Here is an 18764-nt window from a genome sequence, read left to right as displayed (position 1 = left end):
GCGCCTCGCCGCCCGCGAGGAAGGCCGGGCCTGCCTAGGAGTGCCGCACCCAGGAACAGGTGCTCGAACCACACCGCGGCCGTGCGAGCCGCACCCGGGGAACCGGTGGCTTGGGCGACGGGGCACCGGCACGGGGCCGGGGACGCACCGGCTGCCGGGCCCGGTGTGCACCACCGCTCGAAGCTGGGGCAGCGGCGTACCATGCGAGGCATGAGTGGCCACGAGCTGGGCGCGTTCCTGCGGGCACGCCGCTCCCAGGTGACGCCCGCCGACGTGGGCCTGCCCACCTCCGGCTCCCGCCGGGTCGCGGGCCTGCGGCGCGAGGAGGTCGCTGTCCTGGCCGGGGTCAGCGCCGACTACTACGCCCGGCTGGAGCAGGGCCGCGAGACCAACCCCTCCGGGCAGGTGATCGACGCCATCGCGGGCGCCCTGCGCCTTGGCATCGACGCCCGCTGGCACGCCTACCGCCTGGCCGGCCTGCTGCCCGAGTCGGCGCCCACCCACCCGCACGACCAGGTGCACCCCGCCCTCCTCCAGCTCATGGACGCCTTCCCCACCGCCGTGGCCTACGTCATCAACCGCCGCCTGGACGTCCTCGCCTCCAACGCCCTCGCCGACGCCCTGCTGTCACCCTTGGCCGACCCCCACCGCATGGTGCGCTCCCTCTTCCAGGACCCAGCGGCACGCGAACTCTTCGCCGACTGGCACAGCGTCGCCCGCGACACCGTCGAAGCACTGCGCCTGGCCGCCGGACACGACCGCCACGACCCCGAGCTCGCCGCGATAGTGCGCGAACTGATCGCCGAAAGCCCGGAGTTCGCCGCGCTGTGGCGGGACCACAGCGTCAGCGGCCTGGGCCGCAAGACCAAGGTCTTCAATCACCCCGACGTCGGCTGCATCACCCTCACCTACCAGGCGTTCGACGTGCAGGCCACCGACGGCCAGTACCTCCTTGTCGGCACCGCCGAGACGGGCAGCACCGGCGCCGACTCCCTCGCACTCCTCGGCTCCCTCCACGCGGCAGGACGCCGGGATGACGCACGGCCCAGCAGCAGCTGACCAACATCGGCCCCGCCCCTTCGCGCTAGCCGCCCTGTTTCCTGGGGCAGCTGTCCGGGTCGTGCAACGGGGAGGCCCTGCTGCGGTTTCCCGGCCAGAGCTGTTCGGCCGTCAAGGGGACGCCCGTGGGTTGAGGCGAATTCAGGGAGGGTTAGCGGCGGGCGCGCTGGGCGAAACTGGATGGTCACGAGTCGGGCGACGGCTGGCGGCAATGGGGCCAGCTTGCCGCCGAAGGTGATGAACGCCTGGTCCCCATCTTGGGTGAAGTCCCGCAGAAGCAGTCGGGCGATGCGGGTCAGCTTGGCACCGAAGAGCAGCAGCGCACCGGCTGCCCGTACGTCAGCTCGACAAGGCGCCCGGTCGCCGCGTCCCACGCTCGCGCCCATTCCGGATGCGCGAGCCGTTCCGAAGAACCGTCACCGAGACGCTTCTTCGGAACCGTGACTTCTGCCCAACGGACCACAACGCTGCCTTGACCTGCGCTTTCGAGGACTCCAATCAGGCACCCAGTGTTCAGTGCGACGCGTGGCAGTGAGGACGGCGCCGCGCATTCAGTGACGTTCCGGGGGCTGAACTGCGCCGCCGATCAGCCGGGTGTTCTCGGCGATCAGGCGTTGGACGACGTTGCGCTGCGCAAGAAGATCCGCCTCTCCGCGCCGCACCGCGGCCAGGGCATCGTCCCGTTCGCGACGCAGCACCTCGATCTCGGTGTCGCGCGTCGGGTGCGGGACGAGGTCGCCGCGGGCGTTCGCGGCGAGGTCTCGGGCGCGGATGGCACGCAGCTCCGCTCGCATGGTCTCCAGCTCACGGCGCAGGTCCGCGTTCTGGGCGAGCAGCATGCGGTTCTCCACCGTCAGCGCCGCCTCCCGGCCGGCGGTGGCTGCGGCCTGCGCGCGCGGGCGGTCGGCGACGAGGTGGGCGCGAACGGCCTCCGCTTCCGCCTTCAGGTCGCGGTGTCGCTGCAGGTACTGCGGGTTGACCCGGGCCCGCCGGGTGATCTCCGCGTCCGACAGGCTCTGGTGGTTCCTGCGCATCGCGGTGAGGACGTCCAGGACGCGCTGGCGGCACTGCTCGCTGTCGGCGCGGCGGCGTTGCACGGCGGCGGCTCGGCCGGCGTCGAGGGCCGTCGTGCGGCGGGCGGGGCTGCTCTGGGGCGGAACGGAGAGCGTCATGAGGGTGCTCCGCCCAGGAGGATCGGGTCAAGGGTCGGCTGTTGCAGGCGTTGGCGGCCGGCCAGGACCGCGGCCACCGGGATGACGGTGAACAACTTGTCCTTGCTGTGGAGCCAGGACTCCACGGTGCGGCGTTCGTCCTGGGTCAGCGATCCGATGTCGGCCTCGCATTTGGCCACGAGCTCGTCGATCTGCTTGATCTCCAGGCGCAGTAGGTCGAGGTTGGTCGCGGTCAGGGGGCCGGGTGTGAGCGCACTGCCGTAGGCGGCTTCCAGCGTGGCGAGCTGTTCGGCCTTGCCGGCGCGCAGTTGGCGCAGCTCGGGCAGGTGGGTGAAGTCGGTGGTGTAGAAGGTGCAGGAGAAGCAGCGGTAGTACACCGGGCAGCCGCGGCCGTCCGCGCGGACGTTGTTCATCTCATGGCACTGACCGGCGGGAACGGGGACCGAGCCGACGCCGGCCCGGACGCGGTCGGCGAGGTCGTCCTGCGGGGAGCGGGCGCGGATGCGGCCGCCGGTGAGGTCGAACTGGAACTTGGCTGCGATGGCGCGTACAGCCTGGATGCGCCGAGGGTGGGAGACCCGGTAGTACACCTGAGTGGTGGAGGGGTCCTGGTGAGCCATGAGGACCTGGAGGATCTCCAACGGCACGCCGGCATCAGCGCGTAGTTGGGCGTAGGTGTGGCGGAAGGCGTAGGCGAACACCCGCCCGGGAGCCAGGGGCTGGTTGTGCTCGTCGAGGACGTCGGCCTGGTCGAGCCAGGTCGCCAGCCAGTAGCCGACCGAGCTGCTGTCGTAGGGCCGCTCGCCGGAGGCGTTGGCCCGGGACAGTCGCGGGGTCGGGAAGAGCAGCATCCGCCCGAAGCGGGGCCGGCCCAGGTTGGTGAACCGGTGTGGGTACGCGGCGCGCAGGTACTCCTGCTGGCGCGTGATGACCTCGGCGTCGCTGGGGTGGAGCGGGAGTTTGTGACGCCGGCGGACCTTCTGCATCCAGTACACCAGGAAGGGATAGGAGCGGCGGCGCACTGTCCCGTCGGGGTCTTCGATGTCGAGGTCGTGCCATTCGAGGCAGTCGAACTCCAGATGCCGGATCTCCCACGGGCGCCGGCCCACCCGCATGGTCAGCTCGATGTAGTTGCGGCGGGTACCGTCCGGGAGTAGTGCGAGATGCTGCTCGTCCATCAGCTGGAGGAAGACCGTCTCCGGCAGGGCGTCCTGGGAGCGGCCTTCCAGCTCGCTGTCCGTGTCGTCGCGCTCCGGCCACGGTGGGACGTCCCGCTCCAGCAGGTGCACGTCGGCCGCCTGATTCTCGGCGAGCCAGGAGCGGCCGTGTTCGAGGATGTCCCGCAGCGTGCTGACCAGCTGGCAGTGCCGCTGCGGGGAGACTAGCAACGGCCCCTTGCCCTGAAGCGCGGGCAGGAGACGCTCGGCGATCACGGGCCGTGTCGGGTCGCCGTCGCCGAGCTGGCGGTAGTCGTCGGTGTCGCGGGCCCGCTGGGCCAGCCAGCGAAGGTAGGCGAGCAGGCCCAGGCGGCCGACATCGCTGGGCCGTCGTCCCTCCCCGGTCAGGGTGCGCAGGAACATCGCGAACCACCGCGCCGCGTAGCCGACAGTGTTCAGCCGGGCCGGGGAGGCGCCGGCGGCGGCGAGGTGGAGCACGTACTGCTGGGCGAGGTGCGTGAGCCAGGGCGCCTGGACGTCGCGGAGGTCGACGGTGCCGCCCTTGTAACGGCGGTTGAGGACGGACAGCCTGATAAGGCTCCGGGTGTGCTCCGTTGTCGGGTCGGCGTCCAGCAGCGGGAGGGTCCGCTGCCAGACCCGCAGGTAGGTGGTCGTGCCGCCCTTCGGTGGCAGATCGGCGTCGACCAGGTCCTTGACCGCGTGGTCGCACAGCCAGCGCACCGCCGACTTGATCTGCCCGGGCGAGATGCGACCGCCTTGGCGCAGCTGGGCTTCGTAGCCGCGCAGGACCTGAACGACGACCGTGGGCGGCAGGTCACCGAGGGGGACCTCGTCGATGGCGGTGTAGACCGCGGCCGCAGTAAGCGCCCAGGCCCCGCGCTCGGGTCGGCCAGCCTTGGACCACTGCCGCTGATGGGGGTTGCACAGCTGGGTGCGTCGCATCACCGCGGTGCGCGGGCAGACACGGACCAGGCACGGCCCGAAGCTCGGCCGGGGGCGGACGCCACTGGCAAGGTACTGCTCGACGGTCAGACCCCGTGTCAGGCGTTCGCGCGCACAGCCCTTGCACAGCCCGCTGGCCTCCGCCGTGCGCTCGCAGCCCACCCGGCACCAGCGCTCGGCGTAGGTGCGCCGGACGGGAGGCGCGGGCGTGGCGACGCACCAGCCGTCGACGTCGGCGGGTGCTCCTGCCCGGCGCCAGCCGGCCAGGCAGCGCTGACACAGCCAGGGCGCACTCGAAGCGGGGCGATCGCAGCCGGGATGCCGGCACGAGCGCAGGGAGTGCCAGTCGACTCCCAACGGGAAGCGCAGCAGGAGCGCGGCGCGGTCCAAGCCGTGCAGGGCCAGGTAGTCCCAGTCCGGCTCGGGCCCGACGTCCAGCGGCAAGCCCGGTGGTGAGACGACGGGGGCGGTCATGTCGCTCCGTAGAGCTTGTCGTTGACCGCTTGGGCCGCCTGGGCGACCTTGGCCGCGGGAGCGTTGCGGTAGACGTCCTGGCTATGCGGGTCGTCGTGGCCGAGCAGGCGCTGGAGAACATCCCGCGCGATGTCGAGGTCGGCTGCGGTCTCGCCGACGAGATGACGCACCATATGCGGATGGACGTGCCGGATCTGCGCGTCTTGTGCCAGGCCAGCGAGGAGGCCCTGGACGCGCCGGGCACCGAGGGCCTGGCCGCCGGGCTCACCGGTGGGCCCGGGGAACGACACGAAGGCCCAGATACTGCTCTGCGCGTGGGGGATGGTGGCCCGCTCGCGCATCCAGTCAGCGTAGAGCATCGTCACCGGGTCGGGCACGGGCACGATGACGGTGCTGCGGTTCTTGTTCGCCGCGCCCCGTGGGTGGCCGTCGCGCTTCATCAGGTGAAGGTGGGGACCAAGCACGTACGGGCAGCCGGGCATGACGGTCCCCGGCGGCACGAGGTGGACATCCTCCCGGCGCAGAGAGACGAGCTGACCCACCCGCAGGGCGCACGCGCCGAGCAGGGCGACCATGCAGCGGTCCCGGGCCGTCGTGGCGGCCTCGAGAAGCGCGGCGAACTCGTCGGCAGTGGCCGCCAGCGGCCGGCCCGAACCATGGCTGGGCCGGGCGTCCACGCGCAGACGCGGCTTGAGGACGAGCCTCCCATCGCCCCGCGGCTGCGGCACGGTGACGAACAGGGCGTCGACCACGGTCTCGTCCACCTGCCCGATGTCGGCGAGGTGCAGGTACAGGCCGTGCACGGCCGCCAGTGCGGGGGCGAGGGTGGAGTCCTGTGGTGTCTTCCCCTGGTTGCGGCCACTGGTCCGCCGTGGCGTGGTTCTCAACTGCATGACGTAGTGGGGCAGTTCGACGGCCGCGGTTGACCGCGTGAGCGTGTTCTCCTCGCACCAGGCGTGAAAGCGCCTGAGGTGGCCGGCGTACGTCTTCGTCGTCGATTCCTCGCGGGCCCGGCCGAACCGCAAGTGGCGAAGGAAGTCGTCCACGTCCTCGACGACATCAAGGGTCGGCCCCGAGAGGACCGTCCAGTAGGCCAGCGTGTCGGCGACCTCCACCCTCAGGAGCTCGGTGAGAAGCCCTCCAGCAAGGATCACGTACGGAATGTACCACTGAGACTACTCAGGGTGGCCACCTTGTGGGCGCGAGTCGATCAATGCTGGATGTCGTACTTTGCCTCACAGGAGAGATTTCGTGGAACGGTACGAGTGGGTCGATCAGTGCGAGGGGTGCGCAGAAGGCCGCAGCTCCGGCAGAGGCTTGGTGAGCACAGTCCTGCTGACTGGAACACCGAACGCCGCGACACCGCTCAGACGGCACTGGCCTCCAGCGACGTCGAACAGGCCGAACTGCACCGTCGCAGCTGGATATGAGCGGGAGTAGTGGTGCGCGAGCACAAATGCCTTGGCGGGCGCCGTGGGGATGACGTCCACTCGGTAGCGCCGGGCATCGAAGCCGCCGTCCCGAACGTGTTGCCAGGAGTGCTGACCCGCGTTCCATCGCTGGCACCAAAGAGACGCGGTCGGCACCTCCGGCAGGTCCTCGAAAGGAAGGTGGTCCTGAACGAGGGGCATCACGGCGTCCCCCGTTATGTTTTTCGCGGTCCTGCAATGGGGCTGCTGGCCTCCGGGTCCGGTATGACTGTGTCCCCTCTGTCGAACGGATGACCTGGGGGGTGGTGTCGCCGGGCCTGGTAGGTGCCGCCGGAGACGCTGATGAGAGACCCGGCCACCGCCCGGTCCGGCGCAATGCCGGGCAGAGACGTGGGCGGCAGGTCTACATAACGTGGATGCGCGAGCACGGTGCCATTGCCGAGGCCGGCACGGTCAATCACCTGGGAAGGTTGCGATGTTAGACACCGAAGGCGTGGGCGTCTTCCTCGGGATGGACGTCGGCAAGACCGCCCACCACGGCCACGGGCTCACCCCGGCCGGGAAGAAGGTCTTCGACAAGCCGATGCCCAACAGCGAACCGAAACTGCGGGCCGTCTTCGACAAGCTCAAGGCCAAGTTCGGCACCGTCCTAGTGATCGTGGACCAGCCCGCCTCTATCGGCGCCCTGCCTCTGACCGTCGCCCGCGACGCGGGCTGCGAGGTCGCCTACCTGCCCGGACTCGCGATGCGGCGGATCGCCGACCTCTATCCAGGCGAGGCGAAGACCGACGCGAAGGACGCGGCGGTGATCGCGGACGCGGCCCGGACGATGCCTCACACTTTGCGTTCGCTGGAGCTGACCGACGAGATCACCGCCGAGCTCACGGTGCTGACCGGCTTCGACCAGGACCTCGCGGCCGAGGCCACCCGCACTTCGAACCGGATACGCGGTCTGCTGACCCAGTTCCACCCCAGCCTCGAGCGGGTCCTGGGCCCGCGGCTGGACCACCCCGCCGTCACCTGGCTCCTCGAGCGATACGGATCCCCGAACGCCCTGCGGAAAGCCGGCCGCCGCAGACTCGTCGAGGTGATCCGTCCCAAGGCCCCCCGCATGGCGGCCCGGCTGGTCGACGACGTCTTCGACGCCCTCGACGAACAGACCGTCGTGGTCCCGGGAACCGGCACCCTCGACGTGGTCATCCCGTCGCTGGCCCGCTCGCTCGCGGCGGTTCACGACCAGCGCCGGGCACTGGAAGCCCAGATCAGCACCCTTCTGGAGGCTCACCCTCTTCACCCGGTCCTGACCTCGATGCCCGGAGTCGGAGTCAGGACCGCCGCCGTCATCCTGGTCACCGTCGGCGACGGCACCGGTTTCCCCAGTGCCGCCCACCTCGCCTCCTACGCCGGCCTCGCTCCCACGACCAAGTCGTCAGGGACCTCGATCCACGGCGAACACGCACCACGAGGCGGAAACCGGCAGCTCAAACGCGCGATGTTCCTCTCCGCCTTCGCCTGCATGAACGCCGACCCGGCCTCCCGCGGCTACTACGACCGGCAAAGAGCCCGCGGCAAAACCCACACCCAAGCGCTCCTCCGCCTCGCCCGCCAACGCATCAGCGTCCTCTTCGCCATGCTCCGCGACGGAACCTTCTACGAATCCCGGACCCCCAGCGTCACTCTCGCCGCATGACCGCCCCAAACAGCCCCAAACCCGGCGCCACATCCTTGACGAAGGACATAGAGACACCCCCCCCATCCGGGAACAAGGAAAGCTGCCCGGTCGGGCCGGGCACCGACCGCGAAGAAGCGAGTGTGTGCCGGGTGGGCCGTGGCTCGCATACGTCGGCGGCTGCGGTCCGTTCCTGGTGCGTGCAGGGGCAGACCCAGCGGCAGGGGCGTTGACTGGGGGTGTAATGGATGACCGCGACGACGAAGCCGCCATGGTCGGTCAGGGTGCCGGCGTCCGTGTCGGTGCGGGGGCCGGTGGCGCTGATGCACCGGTCGTGGTGGCCTGAGGCGCAGGCGGTGCAGGTGCCGCGTTCGCACGAGCACCAGCGGTGGAAGCCGTGCGGGTAGGCATCCTCGATGCGGCGCAGTCCCTGGGTCCAGGCATGGGCCCGCACCCAGGCACCCTCGGTCTCGCTCATTGGCGGGGTGGTGGGGGAGGGGACGGGGTCGAGAATCCCTATGATCGCGGCGCCGAGGTGGCGCAGACGGGTGGTCATGTGTGGTCTCCGAACAGGGTCGGGGCGGCGCGGAGTTCGTCCAGCCACGTCAAAAGGCGGGGGAGGTTGGTGGAGGGTCCGAAGGCGAGGTAGGTGCCGTCACAGCTGGTGCAGCCGAAGGCCTGCGCGATGCGCAGCCTGCGGAGGGAGTTGACCCGGCCCATGTGCACCGTCAGACCCCGTCCGCGGGCCTCGGCGGCCAGGCGGTGAGCGGCAGGCCCGGTCTTCCAGGCTGTGGATCCAGCGAGGAACAGAACGTCGAAGCGGCCCCAGGGGATGAGCCCGTGCTCGCTGCCGTCCTGGGCGGCGAAGGCAGCGGGAACGCCGAGTGAGCGGATCGGCTCGAGCCAGGGCAACGACTCGGCCAGCGTGCCCTTGGCGTCCATGGGGACGTCGGGAGCCACGGCCCACAGACAGCGGGCACGGCCATAGCGGTCCACGGTCGCGCGCAGCCAGGAAAACCACTGCTCGGCCCCGGGCCACCCCTTGCCGAACTTCCCGTTGTCGCAGGCGTACAGCGCGCCGTCGGGGACGACGTTGCCCTGGGCCGGGGTGGTCATGCAGGCCAGCAGGCCGGCCCGCATCGCCGCCCGGGCCTCAGGTCCCGAAGGAGTCGCGAGGTACCGCACTGCGCTGGCCCGTGGTGAGAGCGGAGGCTGGGAATCGGGTGGGCATGGGGACGTTCCTTCCAGGGGCGGTGGGTTCAGGTGAGAGGGAGTTGGGCGGCTGCACCGGTGAGCAGGGCGTGCCATTCCCGCTCGAAGCCCTTGTCCTGTTTGTCGATGACGCGGGCGGGGGCGGTGGTGAAAAGGTCCTCGGCCATCGGCCAGGTGGTGCCGCGGGGGCGTGCCCAGGCGCGGGCACGTCCGTAGGCGGGGTCGTGTTCGACCGCGACGCGGTGGCGCTGGGAGATCGTGGCCAGTCGGTGGGCCAGTTGCTGGGGGCGGCCGAGGTCGATGCGCTCGGTGGAGCGCATCACCGGGCGCCGGCGGCCGTCGTGGGACAGCAGGAACAGCCGGCGTACCCGGTAGAGGGCCCAGGGCATGTCCAGTTCGCGTTCGAAGGCGTCCAGGCAGACCCGGTCACGGGGCTGGTCCGGGTCGAGGAGTTCGAGCAGACTCCGGCGGCCGTAGAGCCTGGCGTTGGGGTTGAGACTCATGGCTGTGTACTCCAGGCGGAGCACTTCGCCCGCGAGCGACGGGTGGGCGCGCATGCGCTCCAGGTGGGCGGGGAGCGCGCCCATGGAGGCGGGGAAGCAGCAGAACGTGCAGTACGACTTGGGCCAGTGGACGCCGAACCGTTCCAGCAGGTAGTCCTCGCACCGCTGCCGGCCCCAGCCCCAGTCGATGAGCGGGAACTCCCCGGTACGCCCGGGCATTTTGGAGGTGGCCTGGTCGCCGAAGCGGCGGCCTTCCTCGTCGGCGTTGAAACCCATGATCTGCCGGAAGGGACGGCCGCCGAACTGCTGCCCCAGCCACCAGTCGCCGACGTCCCCCTTCGCCCACAGGCTGCACTTGCGGGTGCCGGCCTGCTGGGGGACCGTGCCCACGGACTCAAGGTCGTCCCACAAGGTCCAGGGCCCGCGGGCAAAGAGCCGCTCGGGGGTGGGGGAGTCGTCCAGGACGGTGAAGCCGTCCTGGCGCAGGTGGCCGTTGCGGGCCAGTTGGACGAACCGCACGCGGTGCTCGCGCAGCAGGGGCAGCATGAACTTCTCGACCAGGAGCCGGGTTTCGGGCCACTCGCTGCCGGTCGCCATGTAGAGGACGACGGTGCGCTCCAGGTCGATGCCGTGCGTGGCAGGGGCGGTGAGCATCCGGGCGATGTAGGCGGTCGAATCGACGCCCAGCCCCCAGTTGATGACGACGTCGACATCGGCGTTGTCCTCGGGGGCATGGCCGAACAAGGGCAGCTGGGGGCCCGGCGCGGTGCAGGACATGATGAGTCTCCGGGGCGAACGGGCGGGGGAGGGCAGGACTGCGCAGCAGCCGCCGTACGGCTGGTGGTGCAGTCAGCAGCGCTGGTCGGCGTGCGCGGTGGTGCCGCCGGGGGTGAAGGCGGGCCAGCCCTGGGTGCGTTCGGCTGTCCACCAGGGCGGCCGGGAGTCTGTCGGTGTGGGGCGGGCGGATACGCGGGCGGCGGGCTGGGAAGCGGTGGTGGCAGCTGCGGGTGCGGCGGGCTTTGGCGCGCTGACGGGGGCGGCGGCTTGGGGGCCGGGCAGGCTCTGCTCGGTGTAGGCGATGCGCTGGCTCAGGCTGATGCCGAGGTCGTTGACGCTGAGCCACAAGGTGTTGTCGCGGACATCAGTGACGCGGCCGTGGACGAGGACGGTGACGCCGTCGGTGAGGGACTCGGCAGCGTTGCGTGCCAGGTCCCGCCACACGGTGCACACGTAGGAGACCGGTTTTGCGTCGCGCCAGGCCTTGGCGCGGGGGTCCCACTCGCGGGAGTGGGCGGTGAGTCGGAAGCGGGCGATGACGGTGCCCGTCTCGGTGATGCGGCATTCGACGTCACCGGTCACGGTCCCGCTGATGGGCATGACGAGTTCAGATGGCATGAAACCCCTCCTCTGTCTTCAATAATAGTTGAAGAAAGGGGTGGGTCAACCCCCCCCGTATAAGCCCGGCGTCGGGTGGAGCGGCACACCGCATCGGGAGCGGAGCCGCCACGGAGGCCGCCGAGAGCCAGTACGCGTCGGTGCGCCGGGAGAGGCCCAGATGGCACGGCCGGTACCGCCACGACAGGCCAGCCGCAGTGAAGGCCTTCCCGGGACGCGCCGGGGCCTGGGCAGCGGGCTGATGCCGGTTCGCGGTGCTTGACCCATCCGCTCGTGGTGGGGGCTACGGGACGAAGGCGCAGCGGGGCAGTGGGTTGGACTCAGGGGGTGGCGGGTGCGGTGCGGGACCGGGGTGCAGTGGCGCACGGGTCGGCGCAGCCGGCGCTTCGGCTCAGGGCCGCCGCCGTCCATGGTCGGGTCCTTCTTGGGGATGCCACAGGGGCGGGGCCCGAGCGGGGACGGCGGCGAGCCGTCCCCGCGAACAGGGTCTACGCGTCGAGGAGTTCGACGCACCCGGCGGGGATGCCCTTGCCGGGGAGCAGGAAGCGGGTGGTGTCGTCGGGGACGGTGTAGGTGGTGCGGGGGTCGCGCCGCAGGGCGATGGTGGACTCCTCGTCAAGGAGGAAGTGCCAGCGGGTGACGGTCTTGTTGGGTTCCTGGACGGTCCCGGTCAGCCCGGCCAGGAAGGCGGGCCGGATGTCGGTGATCCTGGCGCGGCGGCCGGAGGTGATGACGGGCCGGGCCGCGCGGTCGAGGGTGAGGATCTGCTGGGCGCAGGCTTCCTGGACGGCCGCGATGTCGGCGCGGCCGGGCAGCGTGCGGATGTAGGCGCAGACGTCGGTGAGCGTGGTCTCGGACATGGTGATCTCCCGGTGGGTGAAGGGGCACCCGGCCCGGGTGGACCGGGTACGGACGGGGCACCGGCCGTGCCGGTGCGGGGCCCTCAGGCCGTGGTGGGGGCGGTGCGGCGGGTCGGGGTGAAGCCCTTGGCCACGCTGCGCAGGCGGCGCTTGGTGTCGTCGCCGCCGCCGTTCTTCCACCAGCGCCAGGCGTAGTAGGCGGTGAGTGCGGCGTCCGTGGCGGCGTACAGCGCCTTGCCCTGGGCGATGTTGGCGATGCTCCGGATGAGCATGGCGGTGGTGAGCAGGGCGTAGAAGTGGCGCGCGGAGAGGCGGCCGGTGAGCGCGCCCGCGAGCGCGCACAGGCCGAGAGCTACGGGGATGCAGATCGAGAACAGGGCGAAGACGTCCATGGGGTGGGTGGCCTTCCTGAGAATGTGCCGTGGGCGCTGCCGAGGCAGCGCGGAGCGGGTGCGCGGGCTAACTGGCCCGCGCACCGGTGCCGTGCGGTGTGGGGTCAGTCCCAGTTCTCGGGGGCGGGCCGGTGGAGGCGCTCGAACTCGGCGGTCTCTTCGGCGGTGGCCGGGCGCCAGCGGGCGGTGATGTCGTCGAGGCTGATCGCGAACGAGGTGGGCTGGTACTCGCGGAATCCGTCGGTGCAGGTGTAGGAGACGCCGTCCGGGCCGAGACCGGAGAGCCGGACGATGACGGTTGCGCCGGAACGGATGTCCCGGGCGACGGAGGTTCCGACGTGCTGGGCAGTGATCTTCACAGTGGTGCTCTTTCGGTGCGGGGCCCTGGGTGCGGCGTGCTGGTACACGCTGCACCCAGGGGCACGGTCAGGCGGCTTGACCGGCGGTGTCGGTCCGGGGGCGGTGTGCGGCGACGGCCTGCGCCTCGACCTCGGACAGGGCGTAGGCGTTGTCCTGTCGGCCGAGTGTTTCCAGGAGGATCAGCCAGGCTGCGGCGCTGGGGCGCAGGGACGTCCATGCCTTGTCGGGGCGGAGATCGCCTTCGAATGCGGCGGCCACGATCGCGAACACCAGGGCGGTGTCGCGGGCCTTGGGCACGTTCAGCGGCGCCGGGTCGCCGGGCTTGGCTCCGAGGATCAGTCCGAGAATCTCGGGGTCGCGGGGGTCGGAGCAGCGGGTCACGAAGTGCTTGAGGGCGAAGGTGCGGGCGGCGTCGGGCAACGTCTTGGCGCGGCAGAGCTTGGTGAGGAAGGCGTACCTGGGCTCGCGGGCGGCCTTCCATGCCCGGGTGCTGGCAATGGAGTTGCTGCGCCTGGCCGCTTCCTCCGGGGAGAGGGGGTTCTTCGGCTTGCGGGCCTCGGGGCGCACCTTGTGGCCGTGGGCGGCGGGGTCGGCGCAGTGCCACACCGGCTGATGTGCCGCGTCCAGGCGGGCGCTGTGGTCGGGGCAGCCGGAGTGGTTGGCCTCGGTGAGCGGGTTGCCCAGCGGGGTGGTCAGCTCCGACAGGGGCCGGGAGAGGTCCTTCTCCCCGAACGGCGCGAGGTTGCGGTTCGGAAGGAGCGGGATCTTCGCCTTCTTCAGCGCAGCGAGCGCCGTTGCGCGCGCCTGCTTGTCGGCGAGTTCGGCCTGGAGCAGGGCCATCTCCTGGTCCCAGTGCCCCCGGCCGCCCTCACCCGTCTCCTGGTCCCGGCTCAGCGCGCTCTGGAGGCGCCGTTCCGCACCCGGCACGTCCGCCACTTCGGCGAGCTGCGCCGTCTGCTCCAGATCCATCCCACCGGCTGACGCACGCCGCAGTGTCGCATCGTCCAGCTTCTGGGCACGGCGGGCGTGCTTGACCGCTCCCCGCCGTACCCGCAGCGCCTTCGCGGCCCGGGTCTGCTCGGCCTCGCTCATGTCCACGAGCGCGAGCTCCACGGACTTCACCTTGTCCCGCTCGGCCATGCCCTCGCGGTGGTCGTTCTCGATCAGGCTCAGCAGCCGGGTCCACCCGTCGCGCCCCACAAGGTCCGCACGGACATAGGCAGGAACCTTGAGTACTTCGCGCTGCTCCTCGGCGGCGGTGGCGTTGGCGGCCTGCTGGGCCTGGGCCCGGCGCCAGCCCTTGAACGCCCCGTACGTGCCGCCGGGGAGCGGCCGGACGCTGATCGCGTCCTGGATCCCGACGGCCTTGACGGAGTCGATCAGGGTGTCGTCCGGGGCGGTGTCGGTCTCGCGGGCGTTGCAGCTGTCGCGAACGATGCGGTCCGCATCGAGGTGGACCACCACCATCTCGCAGAGGTCGGGAGTTACTTCTGTGTGCTGTGCGCTGGTGGGGGCTTGGTGGCGGTAGCCATGGAGTCCTCCTCGGACTGGCGGTTGAACGCGGAGAGGGGCGGTGCCCCCTTCCGGTATGACTCAATAATAGTGGAAGATGTGGGGGTGTGAACCCACCCCTACATCCGCTCAACCCCGGGGCTCCGTATGGGAATTGCCGGAGGAAGCGCTGCCCGGTGGCTCTGACGGAACACGGGCCCCGTCACGCACGGCGTCCTGAGATGCCGCGCAGCGGGCAAGTGACTCCGCGACCATGCGCCGCGTCGCGGCCTTCGCGGTCCAGGCCGGATCACCCGAGCAGAGCGCACCGAGGAACCTGGCCCCCAAACCCCATGCCGCGTCGCGCTGCTCCATCCGGTTGGGGATCACCGAGAAACCTGCCGTCACCTGGGGCCTGCGGGGACCTCTGCTGGCAGTCCTGCGGCCAGACCGTGCCCCCCGGGGGCCCACGACCATTGCGGAGCCCCTGGCACGGCAGTGGTGGAGTTGGAACCGAGGCTCCCCAGGGCGCCGAGCGCCACAAACCAGCGACCCGCCGGGGCGTGGGCGACAGTCGGTGCTGCGGTTCCCGAAGAATTCCAGCGCCACCGAATTCTCCTGTGCTCGCATCCGTGACTTGGTCCCGGCCAGTGCGACCATCAGGCCGGCGTAGTGGCCGGACCTCTCCAGCGCCGCGAAGACGCCCTGCTTGCTCACTGTCTCCCCTTTCGACAGTTGTTGGTGATGGGGGGTCAGCGCTTGCCGCTCTGCGGTGGAGCGGCCCGGCAGGTCAAGGAATTCAGGCATCGCGATCCGCCCTTCCGTGTTCAGCGAGCGAGAGCGGGCTGTGGGGCCTGAGCAGCCGTTCGCTGGCGTCGGTGTCGTTCTCGTTGTGGAAGGGTGCGGGGCGCGCGGTGGCGTGGAGCAACAAGCAGGGCATGGTGGTCTCCGCCGGGTCATCGTCAGTGCGCAGGTCCTCGGGGTAGTTGTCGAAGACGGCTCCGGCCGTGTCGAGGCAGCGCAGGATGCGCCGTAGGTCGAAGGGGTCCCGGGGGCAGAGGTCCCTCCATGCGGCGCTGAGCGCAGTGCCATGCCCGACCGGCGGCATGAGGTGGTCTTCGAAGTCGTGGAGGATGGCGCCCCCCGCATCGCGGACGGAGTGAGGGAACAGGCGTGTGGCGCGGTCGTGTTCGGGAGCGAGATAGAGGACGAGGTAGGCGGCCCAGCGAACTGGTGGCGCAGGGTGTCGGCGATGAGGCGGGCCACGCCGCGGGCCGCTGCGCGCTGGGCGGCAGCGGCTTCCTCCCATTCCTCGATCGTCGTGTAGGGGCTGCTTGCGGAAGGCACAATGGGTCTCCTGCGGCTGGTAGTCGTGCGAGGGCTCACGAGCAGCGCTTTCCCTCAGGCAATGCGTGAGGGCTGGGGCGTCAGTTTCGGCGGGCTGCGGCGTGGGCGGTGCAGGCCAGGACGCGGCGTGCGGTGCCGTCGGGCCTGGGAATTACGGCGACTTCGACCGTCCCGCTCTCCCCGCAGTCCACGCAGCGCCCGTCGGGTGTGACCGTACGGGCGTCGCGGGCGCGGGCGGGGCGAGATGGCGCTTGCTGTGCCGTCTCATGGCTCTTCCTTTCAGACGGGGGCGGGGGGAGGGACCGGGACGGCGCGGACGCCGGCACCGGACACCGTGAGCTTCTGCGGCGGTGCTGGCCTCACAGCCGGTGGTCCGTGACGCGGGGCTAGGCACGTTCGGCCACCGGCGGCGCACTGCCGGGAGGGTGGATGACCGGTCAGGCTGTCGGTCGGCCCTCGCCGTCCGGCACGCCCTGCGCGGCGTGCGCCCGGATGAGAAGCAGTGCTTCAGCCCAAGAGGGAGCGGCACCGAGCGACGTGCTGCGGCGCCGACGGGCAAGAAAGTGGTCCGGGCCCTCGGGGACCCAGCTGATCTCGTAGCCGGATCCGTCCGCGAGGAAAAGGGACCAGCGGTCGGCCCGCCAGTGATGCAGCCGTTCTCCCGCACCGACGCTGGGCTCATCGCCGGGCTGGATGAAACGCCGAACCGGGGCACGGCGGGCGATGTGTGCCCACTCGCCGGTGATCTTGTGGTCGGCCCAGTCGCCGCTGACCTGATAGCCCTCTGCCGCGATCAGGCCTTCCACGAGGGCAGTGGGTACATCAGCGGCCGTCGTGGGGGATCCGTCCAGGGCCCTGGACCAGTGCTTGCCACCGCATCCGCAGACCAGGCGGACAGCGGGCCCGGCCAGTTGGAAGAACGTGATCTGCACATACACGGCGCCGTCCGCGCAGGTCGTCACCGGCGTGTCTGCGCGGGAAACACCCGCAGCACGCTGGCGTGTGCTCCGGCGCGGTTTGGGACTGCGGGCCGCTCCCGCCTGGGCCTCGGGGGCATCCGGAGTCCGCGAGTGCGGGCAGGCTGCTTGGGTGATCTCGTCGAATCCGTGGCGGCTCACCCAGGAATAGCCGCTATCGACGGAGACGGTCTTGACGTTGATCCTCACGATGCGGCGCCACTCTCCATGAATCTGAACCCGGTCACCCACATGCAGGGTGTCCCGGCTCCACTGCCCGAAGCCGCCCGCAGCACGCGCCTGCTCCAGTACGGACCGGTCCCCGGCAAGCTGGATCTCGGCTACGGCACGCTCCGCCCGGAGCTGCTCGGCGCGCAGGCCGCCAGCTGGCGGCGCGTCCTGATGCCCCGTCAACGCACGCTCGATGGTGCGCAATTCGCGTTCCAGGCGAGCGATACGCCGCGCGGTGACCTGCAACGTCGCTCGCCGTTCCTGCTGGTTCAGAGAGGCTTGCACCCGGTCGGCCTGCCGCTCGGCCTCACGCCCGGCGGCACCGGCCTTGAGGAAGGCGTCGGCCGCCCGGGCCTGTGCCTTGCGGTGCCAGCGACCGCGCTTACCGGAAAAAATCGGCTGCCCCATGGGGATGCCGTCGACCAGCTCATCGGAGCGACGCAGCAGAGCAGCAGACTCCTGAGCCAGTCGTTCGGCGCGCCCACCGATCGCGGCGCGCCGCTCGTCCAGGCGGCGCGGGCGGCGGCCTGCACGATGTCGTAGGGGCGGGGGGTGTCGTCCACGGTGAGTTCGGTGTCGAAGCCGGCCGCGCGCAGGTCGGTGGCGGCCCGGTGCAGGGCGCAGCGCCGGGCGGCGCGGTCGATGGTGCCCGGGATGCCGTACATGCCGATGGAGGGCATCCAGCGGAAGCCGTACCGCTTGAGTACGTCGCCGGAGCCGTCGCCCTTCGAGGTGCCGTCGGCGAGCGTGCCTTCCGCATGGGTGTGCGTGATCGTGATCAAGGGGTCCTCCAGGAGTCGTGCGGACAGCCACGCGTAGTTGTCAGCCGGTGTGTGTGGGGGCGGGCTGATCGGCCACCGGGTTGCCTGCGGAGTGACTGGGGGGTGGCTTTTCAGGAGAGGCCGAGCAGGGCGGGCACGGGGTGTGCGGGGCCGGGGGGCAGCCTCCTCTGCCACTTCAGTGACGGGCGGGCGGCGTGACCCGAGCAGAACCAGGAGCGGATGCGGCCCTCACTTGCGCGGTCGACCTCGACGTCATGCGTGGTGCTGCACGGCTCGCAGGTGACGCGTTCGGTGCGCGGCAGCCACAGGGGGGTGAAGCGGGCGTTGGCGGGCATGGTCCACCCCTGGCAACGGATGATGTCGTTGTCGTACGGGCGGTAGCTGACGGAGAGCCGGATCATCCCCGGCAGGTCGCACGGCTCGGTGCCGGTCACGGTGACAGTGCTCCCGCCGACGCTGATGAGGTCGCCCTCGACCAGCTCTCCGGCCTCGACGGTGTCGATGGGGCGGTCAGGATGACAGTGCCTGCGGGCAGGTTGGTAAGTCGCATCGGACGGCTCCTTGTTCGGAAGTGGTGGTGCCGGGGCGGGCTTGGGACGGCGGCCGGGTCAGCGTCAAGCAGGGTTCTCGGTCCGCTTCTGCGCGTCCGCGCGGGCGTCGTCGGCGGTGTAGCCGGACCCGCACCCGGGGCGGCAGTAGGCACCGGCCGGGGCCTGGCAGTCCTCGCACGGCTCGTCGAAGTCCCCGGGAAGGAAAACCCGGCCTGGGTACTGTTTCGGCGTCACCGCTGCGCCGCCCGTGAACTCCGCCAGATCTCCGAATCGGCGTACAGGACGCCGAGGTTCGCGCGGACGGCTGCTCGGGTTTCCGGCGAGACGGTGCACCAGCCGAGGGCGGTGGCGGCGGCCTCGACGTCCTGGGCGCGGCATGATGCGGGCTTTCCCGCGCGGAACAGGTACAGGGTGATCGCTGCGGCCTTGCGGGCCCGGTTGTAGGTCACTGCTTCCTCGGCTGTGGCTTCGGGCAGGAAGTCCCGTGCGATCGGGGGCAGGGCCAGCCACCGGCTGGACGTGCGGACCAGAATTGAGCGCGGGCGGATGAGGGGACGCAGGAGGGTGCGCAGCATGTCGTCTCCAGGGGGGCATGGTGTACCGGATGGCATCGCGTGGCGGGGGAGCGGCGAGGGGCTCGGAGGGGAGTCGGCCCCTCGCCACATCTCCAATAATAGTGGAACATGCATGGGTGTGAACCCCCCTGGAACCGTGCGGAACCGCTCAGGCTCCGGGCTACTGGCTCCACTCAGTGCGACCG

General features: G+C 70.8%; 17 protein-coding genes. 2 read left to right on the top strand and 15 right to left on the bottom strand.

What is annotated here, in order from left to right:
- Positions 1 to 210: 210 nt before the first annotated feature.
- Entirely contained in the window at positions 211 to 1059 is an 849-nt protein-coding gene (locus DWB77_RS00095; protein WP_120719321.1) for a helix-turn-helix domain-containing protein, read from the top strand.
- 551 nt (positions 1060 to 1610) lie between these two features.
- Here the strand turns inward: DWB77_RS00095 and DWB77_RS00090 are convergent.
- The 3 genes from DWB77_RS00090 to DWB77_RS00080 are packed head-to-tail and all read right to left on the bottom strand — an operon-like array spanning position 1611 to position 5979.
- A complete protein-coding gene (locus DWB77_RS00090; protein ID WP_120719320.1) occupies positions 1611 to 2231 on the bottom strand; it encodes a hypothetical protein in 621 nt (206 codons plus the stop codon).
- Positions 2228 to 4825 (bottom strand): site-specific integrase, encoded by a 2598-nt coding sequence (locus DWB77_RS00085; protein WP_120719319.1) that lies wholly within the window; start codon positions 4823 to 4825, stop codon positions 2228 to 2230. Before DWB77_RS00085 ends, DWB77_RS00090 begins: the two co-directional genes overlap by 4 nt.
- A complete protein-coding gene (locus tag DWB77_RS00080; protein WP_162952289.1) occupies positions 4822 to 5979 on the bottom strand; it encodes a tyrosine-type recombinase/integrase in 1158 nt (385 codons plus the stop codon). The genes DWB77_RS00085 and DWB77_RS00080 overlap by 4 nt, the downstream gene beginning before the upstream one ends.
- A 751-nt stretch (positions 5980 to 6730) precedes the next feature.
- Between DWB77_RS00080 and DWB77_RS00070 the strand changes: the two genes are divergently transcribed.
- Positions 6731 to 7945: an IS110 family transposase gene (locus DWB77_RS00070; protein WP_120719316.1), complete on the top strand. Its 1215-nt coding sequence runs from the start codon at positions 6731 to 6733 to the stop codon at positions 7943 to 7945.
- On the opposite strand, the gene DWB77_RS00065 is transcribed toward DWB77_RS00070, so the two are convergent.
- The 12 genes from DWB77_RS00065 to DWB77_RS00005 all read right to left on the bottom strand — a co-directional run bounded on the left by DWB77_RS00065 (position 7929) and on the right by DWB77_RS00005 (position 18579).
- Positions 7929 to 8480 carry a DUF6248 family natural product biosynthesis protein gene (locus DWB77_RS00065; RefSeq protein ID WP_120719315.1) on the bottom strand — a complete coding sequence of 184 codons (552 nt, stop codon included), beginning with the start codon at positions 8478 to 8480 and terminating at the stop codon, positions 7929 to 7931. The genes DWB77_RS00070 and DWB77_RS00065 overlap by 17 nt on opposite strands.
- Positions 8477 to 9040, bottom strand: a complete 564-nt coding sequence (locus DWB77_RS00060) for a hypothetical protein (RefSeq protein WP_120727179.1) — start codon at positions 9038 to 9040, stop codon at positions 8477 to 8479. Before DWB77_RS00060 ends, DWB77_RS00065 begins: the two co-directional genes overlap by 4 nt.
- 143 nt (positions 9041 to 9183) lie before the next feature.
- Positions 9184 to 10416 (bottom strand): hypothetical protein, encoded by a 1233-nt coding sequence (locus DWB77_RS00055; RefSeq protein ID WP_246033305.1) that lies wholly within the window; start codon positions 10414 to 10416, stop codon positions 9184 to 9186.
- Positions 10417 to 10488: 72 nt separating this feature from the next.
- Positions 10489 to 11034, bottom strand: coding sequence for a single-stranded DNA-binding protein (locus DWB77_RS00050; protein WP_246033304.1), 546 nt, complete (start codon positions 11032 to 11034; stop codon positions 10489 to 10491).
- A 488-nt stretch (positions 11035 to 11522) separates the two neighbouring features.
- Positions 11523 to 11894, bottom strand: coding sequence for a hypothetical protein (locus DWB77_RS00045; protein ID WP_120719313.1), 372 nt, complete (start codon positions 11892 to 11894; stop codon positions 11523 to 11525).
- Between the two features lie 83 nt (positions 11895 to 11977).
- Positions 11978 to 12286 carry a hypothetical protein gene (locus DWB77_RS00040; RefSeq protein ID WP_120719312.1) on the bottom strand — a complete coding sequence of 103 codons (309 nt, stop codon included), beginning with the start codon at positions 12284 to 12286 and terminating at the stop codon, positions 11978 to 11980.
- Positions 12287 to 12390: 104 nt separating this feature from the next.
- The gene (locus DWB77_RS00035) at positions 12391 to 12645 is read right to left on the bottom strand and encodes a hypothetical protein (protein ID WP_120719311.1); all 255 of its coding nucleotides are present in this window, start codon (positions 12643 to 12645) and stop codon (positions 12391 to 12393) included.
- A gap of 67 nt (positions 12646 to 12712) precedes the next feature.
- Positions 12713 to 14113, bottom strand: a complete 1401-nt coding sequence (locus tag DWB77_RS00030) for a ParB/RepB/Spo0J family partition protein (RefSeq protein WP_120719310.1) — start codon at positions 14111 to 14113, stop codon at positions 12713 to 12715.
- An 823-nt stretch (positions 14114 to 14936) separates the two neighbouring features.
- Positions 14937 to 15245 (bottom strand): hypothetical protein, encoded by a 309-nt coding sequence (locus DWB77_RS00025; RefSeq protein WP_120719309.1) that lies wholly within the window; start codon positions 15243 to 15245, stop codon positions 14937 to 14939.
- Between the two features lie 676 nt (positions 15246 to 15921).
- Positions 15922 to 17484: a DUF3560 domain-containing protein gene (locus tag DWB77_RS00015; protein ID WP_120719307.1), complete on the bottom strand. Its 1563-nt coding sequence runs from the start codon at positions 17482 to 17484 to the stop codon at positions 15922 to 15924.
- A gap of 79 nt (positions 17485 to 17563) precedes the next feature.
- The gene (locus DWB77_RS00010; RefSeq protein ID WP_216826799.1) at positions 17564 to 17887 is read right to left on the bottom strand and encodes a hypothetical protein; all 324 of its coding nucleotides are present in this window, start codon (positions 17885 to 17887) and stop codon (positions 17564 to 17566) included.
- Between the two features lie 347 nt (positions 17888 to 18234).
- Positions 18235 to 18579, bottom strand: a complete 345-nt coding sequence (locus DWB77_RS00005) for a hypothetical protein (RefSeq protein ID WP_120719306.1) — start codon at positions 18577 to 18579, stop codon at positions 18235 to 18237.
- Positions 18580 to 18764: the final 185 nt, after the last annotated feature.

The sequence above is a fragment of the Streptomyces hundungensis genome (genome assembly GCF_003627815.1).
GTDB lineage: Bacteria > Actinomycetota > Actinomycetes > Streptomycetales > Streptomycetaceae > Streptomyces > Streptomyces hundungensis_A.
This window is presented reverse-complemented; position numbering and strand designations above follow the sequence as displayed.

Excerpts from the sequence above, each read along its gene's own strand:
- DWB77_RS00095 (WP_120719321.1), top strand. The coding sequence starts at position 211 with ATGAGTGGCCACGAGCTGGGCGCGTTCCTGCGGGCACGCCGCTCCCAG.
- DWB77_RS00055 (WP_246033305.1), bottom strand. The coding sequence starts at position 10,416 with ATGTCCTGCACCGCGCCGGGCCCCCAGCTGCCCTTGTTCGGCCATGCC.
- DWB77_RS00065 (WP_120719315.1), bottom strand. The coding sequence starts at position 8,480 with ATGACCACCCGTCTGCGCCACCTCGGCGCCGCGATCATAGGGATTCTC.
- DWB77_RS00070 (WP_120719316.1), top strand. The coding sequence starts at position 6,731 with ATGTTAGACACCGAAGGCGTGGGCGTCTTCCTCGGGATGGACGTCGGC.
- DWB77_RS00040 (WP_120719312.1), bottom strand. The coding sequence starts at position 12,286 with ATGGACGTCTTCGCCCTGTTCTCGATCTGCATCCCCGTAGCTCTCGGC.
- DWB77_RS00005 (WP_120719306.1), bottom strand. The coding sequence starts at position 18,579 with ATGCTGCGCACCCTCCTGCGTCCCCTCATCCGCCCGCGCTCAATTCTG.
- DWB77_RS00025 (WP_120719309.1), bottom strand. The coding sequence starts at position 15,245 with ATGCCGCCGGTCGGGCATGGCACTGCGCTCAGCGCCGCATGGAGGGAC.
- DWB77_RS00030 (WP_120719310.1), bottom strand. The coding sequence starts at position 14,113 with ATGGTGGTGGTCCACCTCGATGCGGACCGCATCGTTCGCGACAGCTGC.
- DWB77_RS00050 (WP_246033304.1), bottom strand. The coding sequence starts at position 11,034 with ATGCCATCTGAACTCGTCATGCCCATCAGCGGGACCGTGACCGGTGAC.
- DWB77_RS00060 (WP_120727179.1), bottom strand. The coding sequence starts at position 9,040 with ATGACCACCCCGGCCCAGGGCAACGTCGTCCCCGACGGCGCGCTGTAC.
- DWB77_RS00085 (WP_120719319.1), bottom strand. The coding sequence starts at position 4,825 with ATGACCGCCCCCGTCGTCTCACCACCGGGCTTGCCGCTGGACGTCGGG.
- DWB77_RS00045 (WP_120719313.1), bottom strand. The coding sequence starts at position 11,894 with ATGTCCGAGACCACGCTCACCGACGTCTGCGCCTACATCCGCACGCTG.
- DWB77_RS00090 (WP_120719320.1), bottom strand. The coding sequence starts at position 2,231 with ATGACGCTCTCCGTTCCGCCCCAGAGCAGCCCCGCCCGCCGCACGACG.